This is a genomic window from Bartonella sp. AP258QHHD (genome assembly GCF_042196145.1).
GTDB lineage: Bacteria > Pseudomonadota > Alphaproteobacteria > Rhizobiales > Rhizobiaceae > Bartonella.
This window is the reverse complement of the sequence record NZ_JBHIPR010000044.1, coordinates 16,306-31,702: the sequence shown is the minus strand read 5'-3', so window position 1 is coordinate 31,702 and position 15,397 is coordinate 16,306. Positions and strand designations below refer to the sequence as shown.

4 protein-coding genes and 2 pseudogenes are annotated in these 15,397 nt (G+C 37.4%); all 6 read right to left on the bottom strand.

Features of this window, described 5'->3' with window-relative positions; translation table 11 throughout:
• A pseudogene (locus tag ACFIMM_RS04585) lies at window positions 1-2,004 on the bottom strand (autotransporter outer membrane beta-barrel domain-containing protein); the annotation flags it as partial.
• On the bottom strand, window positions 1,971-2,435 hold the full coding sequence (locus ACFIMM_RS04580; protein ID WP_375692640.1) for a hypothetical protein: 465 nt from the start codon (window positions 2,433-2,435) through the stop codon (window positions 1,971-1,973). The pseudogene ACFIMM_RS04585 and the gene ACFIMM_RS04580, both read right to left, overlap by 34 nt.
• Window positions 2,436-2,607: 172 nt before the next feature.
• Window positions 2,608-3,334: pseudogene (locus tag ACFIMM_RS04575) on the bottom strand (autotransporter outer membrane beta-barrel domain-containing protein); the annotation flags it as partial.
• 695 nt (window positions 3,335-4,029) lie between these two features.
• Window positions 4,030-7,500 (bottom strand): autotransporter outer membrane beta-barrel domain-containing protein, encoded by a 3,471-nt coding sequence (locus tag ACFIMM_RS04570; protein ID WP_375692639.1) that lies wholly within the window; start codon window positions 7,498-7,500, stop codon window positions 4,030-4,032.
• A gap of 446 nt (window positions 7,501-7,946) precedes the next feature.
• A complete protein-coding gene (locus ACFIMM_RS04565; protein WP_375621644.1) occupies window positions 7,947-10,721 on the bottom strand; it encodes an autotransporter outer membrane beta-barrel domain-containing protein in 2,775 nt (924 codons plus the stop codon).
• 1,176 nt (window positions 10,722-11,897) lie between these two features.
• Complete coding sequence (locus ACFIMM_RS04560) at window positions 11,898-15,017, bottom strand: autotransporter outer membrane beta-barrel domain-containing protein (protein WP_375668571.1); 3,120 nt, start codon at window positions 15,015-15,017, stop codon at window positions 11,898-11,900.
• Window positions 15,018-15,397 lie beyond the last annotated feature (380 nt).

The window sequence follows — 15,397 nt, the reverse complement described above, 5'->3', positions numbered from 1 at the left end:
GGTCATATCCACTAAACCAGCATGAAATAAGGCATTTGGCAAAAGAAGATAAGTTGGAACCTGTGGAACAACCGCTCTAATACCTAGCTCAGGCGGAACATCAAGCGGTATAGAGAGATTAGATGAAGGTTCCAAAGCATCAGAGGACTGAGAAGGCTTTGGTTCAACAGGGGCAGAAGGAGGAGAAACAGTATCCAGAGATGAAGTGTCCTCCGGAGCAGAGGGCTCAGATGGCAGAACATCATTAGTAGAATCTTCAACTGGAACAAACGGTGCAGGCATAGGTTGCACAGCAGAAGGAGCCTCCGGAACTGTTGGTACAGAGGGAGGCTCAGACGGAACTGGTGCAGAAGGAGTCAGCGTCGAATCCGTAGGGATAAATATTTCAGACGGTTCAGATCCTTCAGGCAAAGAAGGTGTAGATGGTATAAGTGGAGGCTCAACAGAAGGGGGTTGTTCAGGTGAAATAGTCTCTGTTGGTCGTTTAGAAGGAACCGTCTCTTCTTCAGATTGAGGAGGTAAAACTGTAGATGTTGGCTTAGAAGCAGTTTCAGAAGAATCTAATTCAGGACCAATGTAAACACTTTCGAGACGAAAATCCCAAAAATCCCCTTCTCCAACAACCAATCTATTCTTTGGATCTGCATTTCCAGAAGAAGAACTTGGACCATAGACACGAAGTTTATATTGATAAGGAAATCCATTCACCGTAGTATAACTATTGGCTAACTTAAAAGAACTTTCCTCTGCTGTCCCAGCAACTTGAACAAGTGAAATACTTTGACTTCCTTTATTGCCAGCTTCTTCTTCTAAGGTTTTGGAAAATTTCTCCATCATGAGCAGTGTACTTCCCAAAACATTCCCGTAGATCAAAATACGATCAGTTTTTTGAGGATTAAACGAGCCGTCATTATTCACAAACGCACTCATCTTAATCTGCACATTTCCCTTTGCATTATAGGCTTCTTTATCATATTGTATCCCCTCTATTGGATTTATGTCATTTAGATTACTTCCTTTCTCAATATATACTTTTCCAATATATAGCGTTTGATAATCTTGAGATATAAATTTATCAAAAAAAATTGTGCTATCAGAAATGCTTATAGACGAAAGTAATGAATCTACAGGAAGAGATTCCAGTAAATCTGTATGTTTTCTTTTGGTGAGATACCATGCAGAGCCATTTGTTAATTCTAAGTGAACAGTTGATGCATCCTCAACACGAATACCCCCTGTAAGGATAGAATCCTTTGCTTTCACCAATAGAGAAGAATTATTTTGAGCCTTTAACAATAAATCACCAGAGATCTTTGTCCTTTCTGTTAATTCAATGGTAGCTTCAGCTCCATAAATATCATCTCCCGTACTATAAATGGCAATACCATCGGGAACTGAAAAAGTTGTCTGTGACAAATGCAAAGATGCTTCACCCCAAACAATTTTTTCTACTTTTGAAAGTTTTTCACTCCCTACCTTAAACATATCACCCCATACATCTGGGCCTAATCCATAAAAATACAGACCGTATACTCCCTCACCCTGAACAGAAATTTCTGTACCTTCAATCTTAATATTTGTCTTTTTAAACGCATTTGATGAAGCGTATTCTTGAATCAATTTACCTTCAGCATCTGCATAACCTGCAAAATTCGTAATCAAGAAGCCATGCATATCAGTCAGCTGAATAGAATCACCACGCAAATGAACATTACCACCCTGTGATATGTCAAAAGCTCTTGGAAATTCATCAATAGTTTCATTATCAACTACAATCGTGTGTTTCTTACCTTTGCCCTGAATATTGGTTGTATCAATAAGATATTTTCCCCCAAATTGTGTTGAAAACGCACCAATCTCATTAAAAGTAATAGTACTGCCTGACATCCTAACGAATGCATCAGAACTACTAACAAATCCAATCCCTTTTGCATTCAAATTATCTGATACAATATCAATATTTACACTCACTAAAGCAATATCGGTTTTTTTCCTTCTGCACATACAGCTTGCAAACTACCTTCAATCTTCCCTCTATTCATCACAACTTGCCCGTTCTGAACACGAAAACCGGACATATCCTTAATATTTGAATTGGTTAGAACAAGCTTGCCATCATCTTTTACAGATGCACTATATAAAAACATCTGCTTTGGCCTATGCGAGATAATATTTGTCTCTAATAAATTTAAAACAGTTCCCTCTTTTTCTATAGAGAAGACAGCAACAAAATCATCTAGAGAAGAGACAGAAGGAGTATAATTTTTATTACTTATCGTATGTTTTTTACTATCGCTATATGTAAAAAAACTCTCTGATACATTACAGGAAGTTCCTAAATTATTAGGATTCGCATTAACACTCACGATTGGCAAAAAAGAAACAATAGCCGTTGTAATAAATAAAAATCTATACCCGCTTAATACATTAACCATAACTTTATTCCCAATTTGCCTTTCTCCCCCTGTTAGTTAAAAATAAAAAACATTCCCCATAACATTAAGTTAAACACACTAAAAATAGCAAGTATAAAACTTAAATAATCACTTTATACTTCATAAAACACTCTATAACTTATGTAAAAATTACTCTATATTTCATAGGCACCTAAAAACGATAGTATAAACCGCCTGAAAAAATAATCCCTGAAAAACCACCTTTTCTAAGGCAATGCTGATAAGTTACATCTCCATGCAAAGCAAAGTTTGAAGACAACTGAGCCTTCAATCCCATTCCAGTTTCTAGAGAAGAGCCAAAAGCCCTTATTGGAATTCATCTCCAAACCGCACACGTTGTTTTCCTCTAAAACTAATGGCAAGCTGAAGCTCGCAATTGAAAGAAACAACAAGAGCCTCTTCAGAAGCAGCAAGCATCTTTCTTAAAGACCACCAACACGCATCACCCATAAATCAAGTTTTCCCATCTCAATCTCAAAACCATCAATATCAGACGCCTTATCAAACCGCACATTTTGATAAATAACCTAAACCTGCGGATCAAAAATAACCCCTTTATGCCCTGTCGTAAATGACTTGCCCGCAATCAATGAAGCACTCAAAGGTGTTTCCTTCAATGTTGCTGTCTTGCCTCTTGCTTGCGTGAGAACATCCCCTTTAAATAAACCATAGGAAAAAAGGACATCTATATAAAAGCCTGTATCATGCTGCATGCTGCCATATACTGTAATAGACCATTTATCAAATGTACTTTTTTGCTTTCTTTAACATCTTGAGGTTGTAGAAAGTTTTTTTCCATTATTCTCCATTATTCCAAAGCTCAAAGTGTGATGTGTATCCTCAATCGCATTGAGCAAGACACTTGCCTCTATACCATGAACAGCAGAAACCTGAATCTTACCTTCATCAAAGGAAAGAACCACCCTGCTTCACACCAAACACAGATTGAGATAACGTAGCATTTCTACCACTTTTCTTTTCGCCATTTCCTGTAATAGAACTCTTTTTAAAAGAAGTTTTATTATCTTTTGACACAACCACTGCTGATGTAATCTTCTCAGATCTCTTTAATTCTAAAATTCCATCAGTTCCTGAAAGCCTTTTTCCCCTTTACTTTTTTGCGGCTTAATAACTATGTTATGAGTTCGTATTGTAAAAATAACACCTGTAGTCCTCCTATCCAATCCACTCATATATAACTTATTACGACTTCCAAAAGTACGAGAAGCATCAACTGTATCACACGAATACGACTTAAAAAGAGAATTACACGAGGGGTTATAATCTTCTCCACTCACATCTATATTGTGCGCGAAGAAAGAAATAGAGGTCGTAAGAGAACACACACATGGCGTTTTAGTACTTTAATCATAATTTAGTCTAAACTTCCTTTATTTTATTCATAAAAAACTGAAAAGACACACCTGGTTCATCTACTTATTATTCTTATTATGTACCGCTACATATAATTTGTTTTGTATTATATGTAAAGTCAAAAATCAGAAAAACAACACAACAAAACCATGTTTTGTGCTTATATCTTTCACAAAAGATGTATTAAAGAAAAATACAATTAAAAATGATAACTTAATCCACCAGAAAAATGCGTTCCGGAAAAGCCGTCACTCGTAAATTTATGCTGATAAATCAGATCGCTATGAAAAATAATTTTGGGAGATAATTGCGAAAAAACACCAAATCCAGCTTCTAAAGAAGTCCCAAAGGAACCAAGCTGGAAGGCATCTTTAAAATATACAAATTGTTTATCATCAAAACTACGAATGAAATGAAGCTTACCATAGAATGAGAGAACATGTGCATCTTTATCTTTAGTAAATGTAAGTGTCTTCGTTAAATACCCACCAATACGCATCCCCCAATGATCTGGACTTCGCATATCAATATTAAAATTATCAATATCACGAGTCTTATGAAACTGGAGATTTTGATAAACAAACTGAACCTGTGGTTCAAAAATAAAATATCGGCTGCCTATCATAAACGTTTTACCAGCAATTAAAGAAACACTTAAGGGCTTCCCTCTCAATGCAGCCGTTTTACCTCGCTCAAGTGTGAGAACATTTCCATTAAACAAACCATAAGAGAAGAGACCATCCATATAGAGACCCGTATCATGCTGCATGCTTCCATATGCTGTGATTGTCCATTTATCAAATATACTTTCTTGACTTTGTTTAACCTTTCGAGGCTGCAAAGAAAGCTTGCCATAATTTCCCATAATCCCAAAAGATGTCGTACTGTATGCACTTTCGATTTTCTTGAGTAAAATACCTGCCTCTAGTGCATTATAATCAAGCTCACCGCCATAATCACCATATTTAAATGCAGACAAATTTGAAGTATAATGATGATGTCCACCGTAACCGCGCAAAAACAAAGCGGGATTTTCATCATTTTTCAACAACCGACCAGGAACAGTTCGCAGCGCTTGCAACTGCTTGCTTTGATTACTGATATCCATCAATCCAGCATAAAATAAGGTATTTGGCACAAGAATATAAGTCAAAACCTGTGGAACAACGACTCTCACATTTGGCTCAAAATGAGAAGAAGGCTCAAAAACAGATGCCGGAACAGAAGAACCAGACGCAGGTGGAGTAACAACAAAAGGAGTGGGTGAAACAGATGGCGGAACAGAAGAACCAGATGCAACTGGGGAAACAACAGAAGGAGTGGGTGAAACATGCGGCGGAACAAGAGAACCAGATGCAACTGGGGAAACAACAGAAGGAGTGGGTGAAACATGCGGCGGAACAAGAGAACCAGATGCAACTGGGGAAACAACAGAAGGAGCGGGTGAAACATGCGGCGGAACAAGTGAACCAGATGCAACTGGGGAAACAACAGAAGGAGTGGATGAAACAGATGACGGAACAGGTGAACCAGATGCAACTGGGGAAACAACAGAAGGAGTGGGTGAAACATGCGGCGGAACAGGTGAACCAGATGCAACTGGGGAAACAACAGAAGGAGTGGGTGAAACATGCGGCGGAACAGGTGAACCAGATGCAGGTGGAGAAACTGGATTAGATTCAGCAATAGCGGGAACAACAGGTGCAAGAGAGGAAAGAGGATTGGGGATCTCAAGTACAAAAACATCAGATACATTAGGTGTGGTCGTAAGATGGGAATCCCTATCAGGAGAATCTACAGGAGAAGAAAGACTTGGCTCCTGAGACTTTTGCTGAGAGTTAGAATCAATAGAACCATCCTCACCTCCAGTAATATTAGGATGAATTTTAGAAAAAGAAGGAATATCATCAGAAGAAGGGGGGACAACCAAATCAAGAACAGGAAAAACTTTAGTGGAATCAACAAATTGACTTTCAAGTCGGAAATCCCAAAATGTTCCAGAGTTTTTAAGCACTCTTTGATTGGAATCTGCCGCCCCTAAAGCAGAGCCTGGACCATAACTCTTAAGATGATACTGATAGGGGGAGGCTTCAAGTGTGACATACCCCCCCTTTAACTGAAAAGAATCTTCCATGGCTTTTCCATAAACCTGAATAATGGAAATCCCCTGATTATTACCACCATCTCCCGTCAATGCCCCTGGACTTCCAGGAATCTTATAAACATGAACTGTTGTTTTTCCTTCAAGATCACCATTGATTAAAAGCCGGTCAGTTTTTTGCTCTTGCAGAGCTCCGCCTTTATCCAAATATGCATTAAGATAAAGATTCACATCACCGTGCGCTTTATAGACAGTCCCAAATCCTTTTCCAATGAGAAGTGTCTGATAACCATTTGTTTTTTTAGATTTTAATTCTTCAAAAACAAGAGAACTATCCGTAAGATTAACCGATGAAATAGAAGAATAATCTTTTAACCTAGAACCAGAAGCATCAGAATTTTGCAATTTGTCATATTTTGGTCGCGATAAAATCCACTTTGAACCATTTTTTAAATCTATCTTAGCTGTAGAACTTTCATCAACATGTGCGCCTCCTACAAGGGTAGAAGCATCAGCCTCAATCTTTACATTAGAACGCTCAACAGCTTTCAGGAGTGAATCTCCAGAAATTTTTGAATTTTGTAAGAGTTTAACAGAACTTTCGAATTCTCGACTATAAATAGCCGTACTTTCTGGAGCCATAAAAGTTGTCTTTGTCAAATGGACAGTCCCTTTTCCAGGTATAATTGTTTTTTTATCATTTAAGACAGCTTCCCAAAAAAAGTGCATGCCATTAAATCCATTCCCTCTCACAAAAATATTGGAATATTTTATATGAGCAGCATTATGGTTATTCCCCTGCACTACAATACCATGAACATTGTCGACATTAACGTTTCCTTTCTGGAAATTAAGAGAGCCTTTCCCCTGAAGCATACTAAAAGCAGAACCTTCACGATAATTATCTGTATTTGTTCCCAGTTTCCCCCTCCCACTAATAGAAACGCCCTCTAAATTAATTTCTCCATCTCCTCCTGTTTGAACACCAATACCATCAGCAAAATTAATTTTTCCTCCTTTCATATAAATTTTTGCACCATTATGACTCAAAAGACCTATCGCATCAGAAGATGTCTTAATCTCTGTCTTGGTCAAAGAAACAAACGACCCTTTACCCCCAACACTGATCCCCATTCTGGTTGCTTTAATCACCCCATTCTGCATCTCAAAAGCTCCCTCATCATTAATATCGGCCCCTATCGACACGTTATTTAACATGGAATCAAATAGAGCAACGCCTCCCCCATTTGAGGACTTTACAGCTGTTGTCCAAGCGTTTGTTTCTGAATGTCCATGTGCATTCGAAACACCGTTAATGATTATAGCCTCTCCCTCAATGACTGTATTTTTCCCTGATGCCTCTATGGCAGCATCAGAACTTTCACCCGTAAGTTGATAAGTTTTCTTGGCAATTTCATGCGTTTTACCATCATTACAGCGATAAAATGAGGCACTTTCGTTACATGAATATGGCTTCTTCTCAGAAGAAATCTCACCTGCATCAGTATTGTATACAAAGAAAAAAATAACCGTTGTAAAATGATATAAAGAGAGATGATTTTTAAACATAATTTTCTACAAACTTTCTTCCCCTTCTCTAAAAACAAAAAACACGCGTTCTGTTTAATAACTTTGGTTGCGCGTGATAATTTAAAATACGTTTTGTGTTTTATATATCCGCCCTATGTTTTATGTAAAGCCAGAATCCCAAAATATCACAATTTAAAATTGTATTATTTATAAAAACGCGTAAAAATATAGATAGAAATAAAAATTCCACCCCAAAGCAGTGATTTCAAGAGAATTTAATAAAAATAAACTCAAAGAAGAAAAACAGCATAAGAAGCAAAAACTGCAAACCAGAAAGCCTTATCTCGTTTCTAAAAAGAAACAAACTTGCTCATGCAAAAAAAAACATTTTTTTAAAAAACTTATTTAAAAAGTTGCAAACAAATAATAAAAAACCACAAGCTATGCTTGTGGTTTTTTAAACAACTTACCTCAAGATGATCATCCTAAAAACGATAGCGCAATCCACCAGAAAAACTGATTCCAGAAAAACCACCTTTACTCAACTTATGCTGATAAACCAAATCACCATGAAGCGCAAATTTTTGAGACAAGCGAGCATTAAGACCTAATCCAGCCTCTAGAGAAGAACCAAAAGCCCCTAACTGGAAAGAATCTTTAAAGCGCACAGACCTTTCTTTTCCAAAATCATGGGCAAAATGAATCTTTCCATAAAAAGAAACATCACGATCTTTTTCAGACGCAGTAAGAGTCTTTATCAAGCGACCACCCATACGCACCATCAATTGATCAAGTTTATCCATCTCAATATTAAAATTATCAATATCGCGGGCCTCATTAAATTGAAGATGCTGATAAACAACCTGAACCTGTGGATCAAAAACAACACCTTCATATCCTGTGGCAATTTTCTGACCACTCATCAAGGAAACACTTAAAGGGTTACCCTTCAATGTTGCCGTTTTACCCCGCGCAGTTGTCAGAACATCTCCCTTAAACAGACCATAAGATAACAAACCATCAACATAGAATCCTACATCATGCTGCATACTTCCATAAACTGTAGCAGTCCATTTATCAAATGTACTTTTTTGGCTTTGTGCAACATCTCGAGGTTGTAGAGAAAGCTTTCCATAAGACCCCATCACCCCAAAGGATATAACACTGTCAACATTTTCAACAGTTTGTAGCAAAACACCTGTCTCTAGTGCATAGTACCCTAGATCTCCCCCATAACCATATTCAAGCGCAGATAAATCTGAGGCATAACGATAACTTCCACCATAGCCACGCAAAAATGAAGCAGAATTTTCATGAATTTGCAACATTCCACTAAGATTAGTCCGTACTATCTCCAACTGCTTGTTTTGATTGCTGATATCTATCAAACCAGCGTGGAACAAACTATTCGGCAAAAGTAGATAAGTTGGCACCTGAGGAACAACAGATCTTACACCTCGTTGAGACGGAGAAACATTTTCAATTTCAGAAAGACTATCTGTAGAAGACGCTGGAACAACATCACCAGAAGATTCGGGAATAATATCCTCAACAGAAGCACGTGCAGGAGGTGTACGTTGAGAAACCATAGGAGTTTCTCTATAATCAGCAGTTTGAACATATTCATTTTCTAAACGAAAATTCCAAAATGCTCCTCCGTTCAAAGCAAATCTCTGTTTAACATGCTCCTCCCCTCTAGTAACACTTGGGCCATAAGAACGAAGAACATATTTATAAGGCGCGCCATTTAATGCAACATACTGCCCATTCAGTTGAAAAGAGTCATACGATGCATCTCCATAAACTTGAATAATTGAAACACTATGCGCTTTTTCGTTTTTTTCTTCTAAACCTCCCGCAACCCCTTGTATATGGACTATAGTTCTTCCCTTAACGTCACCATGAATGAGAAGCCGATCCGTTACTTGATGATCACTTGTATCACTAGGATTTAAACGTGCATTCAAATGAATCCAAGCATCACCAAAAGCCTGATAAACAATACCTGTTCCTTTTCCAATATAAAGCGTTTGATATGCATGATTAGTACTGGACTTTGGTTTTTCAAAAGTAATGGAACTATTAGAAAGGTGTACCGATGAAATAAACGAAACACCTCTATAATTAGGATCTTGTAATTTTTTCTGTCTTGGTTGCAATAAAGCCCACTGTGAATTATTTCCCAAGATAAGGTCGACTTTAGAACTGTTATCAACCTGAGTTTGACCGACAAGTGCAGAAGCATCAGCAACAACCTCTATAGAAGAGTTACGATCAGCCTTCAGCAACAAATCCCCAAAAAGCTTTGTTTCCTTTAAAAATATTTTAGATTTTCCAGATTGACTGCTATAAACAGCTATACTATCTGGAACGACAAAACGCGTCTTTTTCAAATCAACGCGCAATGATTTTCCCTCTGACGAACCTTCTGATGCTGCCACACCTTCAAAGTGTATACCATAAAATGCATTACCTTTCACTGTAATATTGGAATCTCCAATATTAATCTGAGGAGCTTTATCTCCCTGCAATAAAAGCCCATGAGCATCAGTAACATCAACAGAACCTTTCATAAACTGAACATAACCATCTTCAGATATATGAAAAGCTGCCTGACGACCTGCATCCAGCCCTTGATCATCCTTGCCGGTACTCCCCTTGCCGGTAATAGAGACACCCTCTAAAATAAGATATCCTTTTTCTTCTGCTTTAACCCCAACTCTCCCTAGGCTAATTTGCGTATTCGTTAAATCAACACCACTTTGAGATTTTCCTCCAGCAAAAGCCCCCACTTTGATTGCATCAATTGATCCACCAGACATTACGATGAATCCACCTTGAGCTTCCACCCCCACTAAAACCCCACTCAACGTGGAATCGCTCAGAAAGACGCCCGCTTCTTCTGATACCTTTACTCCATATTTCCAAAAATTGTTTTCCGAGTTATTCTTTTCATCCAAAATACCCTTAACAGTTATATTCTTGCCACGAATAATTGTACCTTCCTTAGACGCCTCCATGGCTCCATGAACACCATTAACATTTTTATCCATTAACGAATAAACTTTATTATTAATTTCGTGCGCTCCACCATCAGAACACTGATAAAATGCTGCATTCTGATCACATGAAGACTGCTTTTTTCCAGAGATAACCTGAGATTCAGCATTGCGTGCAAAAACACCAACATTGTGTGTCAAAAAAAGAAGTGCCGTTGTAAAAGTACATAAGGAGAAGCGATTTTTAAATAGATTGACCATAATTCCACCATAATCCCCCCTCTTCTTACTAAGATCTATACATAACGTATCAAAAAACTTAACCAAAAGAAAAATATTTAATACGTTTAGGTTTTAATATCGTGAGTTTATTAATATTTTTTGTGTTTTATGTAAATATGGAATAAAAAAATTACTCGAAAATACAATCTAAATCTGTCGCTTTTACAAAGAATTTGCAAAAATATAACTGAAGAACGACAGAAAAATCACCTTTAACGTTGTTAGTCAAAAACACCCTTAGTCAGTTGACATGCATTAAGAACACCTACTTTAACTGCCGTCTAATCACCGCCAAAACGGATATAATCAACATCCTTACGATAATATTATATTGAAACAGTGTACACTCTGTAAGCAGACAAAACATATGCCAAAATTGAGAAACAAGAGTTCACATATGCCTTTTAGGCAATCTTCATGGTAAGACAGTCTAATAAAAAGTAGGAACGTGTAAAAATCAGTTCCGATTTTACCTTTTCCTTTTAATTCAACTTTACAATATTCAAAAACATTCAGAGCCATATTTTAAAAAGTGAAGATGACACATGACTTCATCTTTTTATTTATGCATTTAAAGAAAACACACTTTCAAAAAACAATACGTCATTATGTTTCTCATTCACCAATTTTCTCAGATATCTCTCATTTTTTCCATCCCCATTTCACAACGACAGCGGATATAATATCAAGTTCATCGGATACAGCCCTCATTGTGCCTGAGTAGCATCTTTGTCTTTGCTAATTTCTAATATTGTAAATCCTCTCCTCTTAATATAATTCCCCAAATTATATTGACTCCTTTCTTAAATGATTATCCACCTGCCAATTTTACATATAATAGACAAAGGAATGCTTTTTATGGATTCATCATAAAATCCTTGAAAATATTTCAGCACCCTAAATTAAAAATATCTTTATAAATCAAAATATTATAAATAATATAATAATCACTCTGAAATACGCGTTTTGAAACAATAACGTACAAACTCTTCAGACTTTTCAAAAAAATGAAAGAAGTCCAACCTAAAAGCATATTAAAGATATGCAAAGTCATACTCTCGTAAAAATGCTATAACACAAGATGAATAGATAATGAGAAAAGCCACAAGTACAACTTGTGGCTTTTTGAAAGATTAATCAAAAACAGGAACAACACTAGAAATGATAACGCAATCCACCTGAAAAACTCGTTCCAGAAAAACCAGCCTTCGTTAGTTTGTGCTGATAAACCAAATCGCCGTAAAGCGCAAATTTTTGAGACAATTGGGCATTAAAACCTAATCCTGTTTCTAATGAAGAACCAAAAGCACCTAGCTGGAAAGCATCTTTAAAATGCACAAATTGTTTTCCTTCAAAACCATGAGCAAGATGAAGCTTGCCATAGAAAGAAACAACCTGAGCCTCATCAGTAGCAACCAGCCTCTTTGTTAAACGCCCTCCAACACGCCCTACCCACTGATGAAGCTTTCCTAAATCAATATCAAAGCCATCCACATCACGCACCTTATTAAATTGAAGATATTGATAAACAACCTGAACTTGCGGATCAAAAACAAAACCGTCTTCCCCCACCATAAACGTTTTACCAGCAGTCAATGAAGCACTTAAAGGGAAACCCTTTAATGTTGCCGTCTTGCCACGTGCAGTTGTTAGAACATCACCTTTAAACAAGCCGTAAGACACAAGACCATCAACGTAAAAACCTGCATCATGCTGCATACCACCATATGCCGTAACTGACCATTTATCAAATGTACTTTTTTGACTCTGCTCAACATTCAAAGGTTGCAAAGAAAATCTCTCGTAAGCCCCGATAACTCCAAAAGAAGTGGAACCATACATATTTTCGATTGCTTTCAGCAAAACACCTGCCTCTAGTGCATTATAATCAAACTCGCCGCCATAACCATATTCAAGCGTGGAAAGATTTGAAGTATAACGATGATTGCCGCCATAACCGCTCACAAAAAAGAGAGGATTTTCACGACTTTCTAATAAGCCCCCAGAAGTAATTCGCAAAGCTTCTAACCGCTTATTTTGATTGTTAACATTCATCAAACCAATATGACGTAAGGCATTAGGCAAAAGGAGATAAGTCGGAACCTGCGGAACAACAGCCTTAACGCCCGGCTTAGGACGAGGATGAGGCTCCGGAGCTGGTTCTGGAGAAGGTTCTGGTCCCGGAATTGGCTTAGGAGAAGGATCTGGTTTAGGTTGAACATCAGAATCTATAGACCTACTTTCAAGGCGAAAATCCCAAAATTCCCCGTTACCTTCAACTAATCTCTGATCCATACTTGCTTTTCCAAACTCAGATTCTGGACCATAACTATAAAGCTTATACTGATAAGGTAATTCGTTTAAGGCTACATAACCACCTTCCAACTGAAAAGAATCTTGCTTTGCTTGTCCAGAAACCTGAATGACTGAAATACCTTCAGCATTCCCCCCCTTTCCCGTATATCCTCCTGGACTTCCTGCAACTCCATGCACTTGGAGCTTTGTTTTTCCCGAAACATCACCATGAATTAAAACACGATCCGTCTTTTGATGATTAAGAGCACCACCACTATTCAGATATGTATTAAGGGAAATAGAGGCACCATCCCGTACTCTATAAACTTCACCCTTTCCCTTTCCAATACGAAGGGTTTGATAATCATCAACAGAAGAAGATTCGTGTCTTTTAAAATTAATAGAGCTCTCATCCATAAGACTCACGAGTGAAATAGAAGAATCATGTGCAGCCTCGTGTTGATCTTTTTGCAACGGTTGTTGTAAAATCCATTTAGAACGGCCTCCCAAATAAAGCTCAGCATTAGAGTCTTTATCAACGTGTGTGCGACCCTCAAGAGTAGAAGCATCCGCCAAAACTGTTATAGAAGCACCTTCCTCAGCTTTTAATAAAAAATTCCCTGAACGAAGAGTGCTGTGTACCAACCCCACCGCACCAGAAATCATGTTTTTACCATAAAGAGCCGCATCGTCTAAAACAGAAAACTCTGTTTTATCCAAATTAACAACTTCTAATCGTGGTGGAACTTTTTCTTCCTCTGATGAAATTTCTTCTTTTTTATCCCCACCTTCACTCCATGGCTTCTCTCCCCGAAAATAGATACCATAAGATCCCTTACCATTTACGGTAACAGAAGAGGATTTCATATTAACTTCAGTCACAGGAATCTTTGAATCAGAATCCTCATTTGATAAATCTTTAACTTCCTGAAGAGGAATAGAATTGACTATATTTTCTAATAATATGCCATGGATACCCCCACCAGTACTAACAATATTACCCTCTAAATTAACAGCCCCCCCTAAATCCATATGCACAACCGCACGATCCTTACCTTTATCACCCTTCCCAGTAATTTTAACATTCTCGAGATTTACTTTTCCACCTAACATCGAAGAAATCCCATGGCTGTTCATAAAATCAACTGATCCACCTGACATCCAAATTTCTGAATGATCATAACTTAAAAGACTTGCATTCCCATTAGCTGTCTTAATTTCTGTATCCTCTAAAAGAACAAACGAATTCTCTGTTGCATCAACACCCTCATGACTTTCCTTAATTTTTCCATTTTTTACCTCAATCACTCCATCACTCGCACGAAGGGCTATAACTGTATTTTTGATAATCGGATCTTCCAAAACAATCTTACCGTTCTCTAATACATGCACCCCCACTAGAAAAGTTTTATCAGCAACTTGACTACTAACCGTTACATCCTCCCCACTAACCCTTGTGCCTATTCCTTTTACCGTTATAGCAGTAGGATCATCAGGATAATTGGAAACGTTCTTATTTGTAATCCTATAAGATTTATTATCAATTTTGGATTCCCTGCAATTATCGCATATATAATACAACCCATCATAGTAATAAAACCCACGCTTTATACCTCTTTCATCAAAGCCTGCATCTTTAACAGAGTTATCTATATGACCATTATTCGATCCCTCCATTCCACTCAACCCACGATAATCACTTCCCCCACGAATACCCTCATCGTTATTGCCAACAGGAATCATATTAGGAGGATAATAATTCTGCCCACTCTCTCCACTAAAGGGAGGCTTATACGCATTACTCCCACTAAGATGAGGACCAGAAGTAACACTAATACCGTTAATCGGAGTAACAGTTATAACATAAGGTTTACCGACCTCCTCTGTAGCGGCATACACTTCTCTTCCATTTTGAAGCAAAGAGAGGATAGCTGTTGTACAAGCACATAAACATACATGATTTCTAAAAACTTTAATCATAGTTCCCTCGAAACTTTCCTTCCCCTCTCATTAAAAACAAAAGCACTTACAAAACACCCCATTGCACACCTCAAAAATACGAAAAGTGTAACAAAAGAACATGCCTCATGCTCATCTGAACTGTGCAATGAATTATCCCAATAAATTTGGCAAAAGCTCTACGCCAAAACCACCTATAAGAGAATAGTTACAAAACACACTTTATGAGTGTATAATGCATTCTGTATTTCGTGTAAAGAAAAAATAAAACCGATGCGTGCAATTAATTAAAAACACAATCAAACCTTGTGAACTTTAAAAATTAATCCACAAGGAGATGAATGAAACAATGATTTAAATCCGTAAAAAACAAACTCTCAAAAACGAGCTTTAGAAAACAT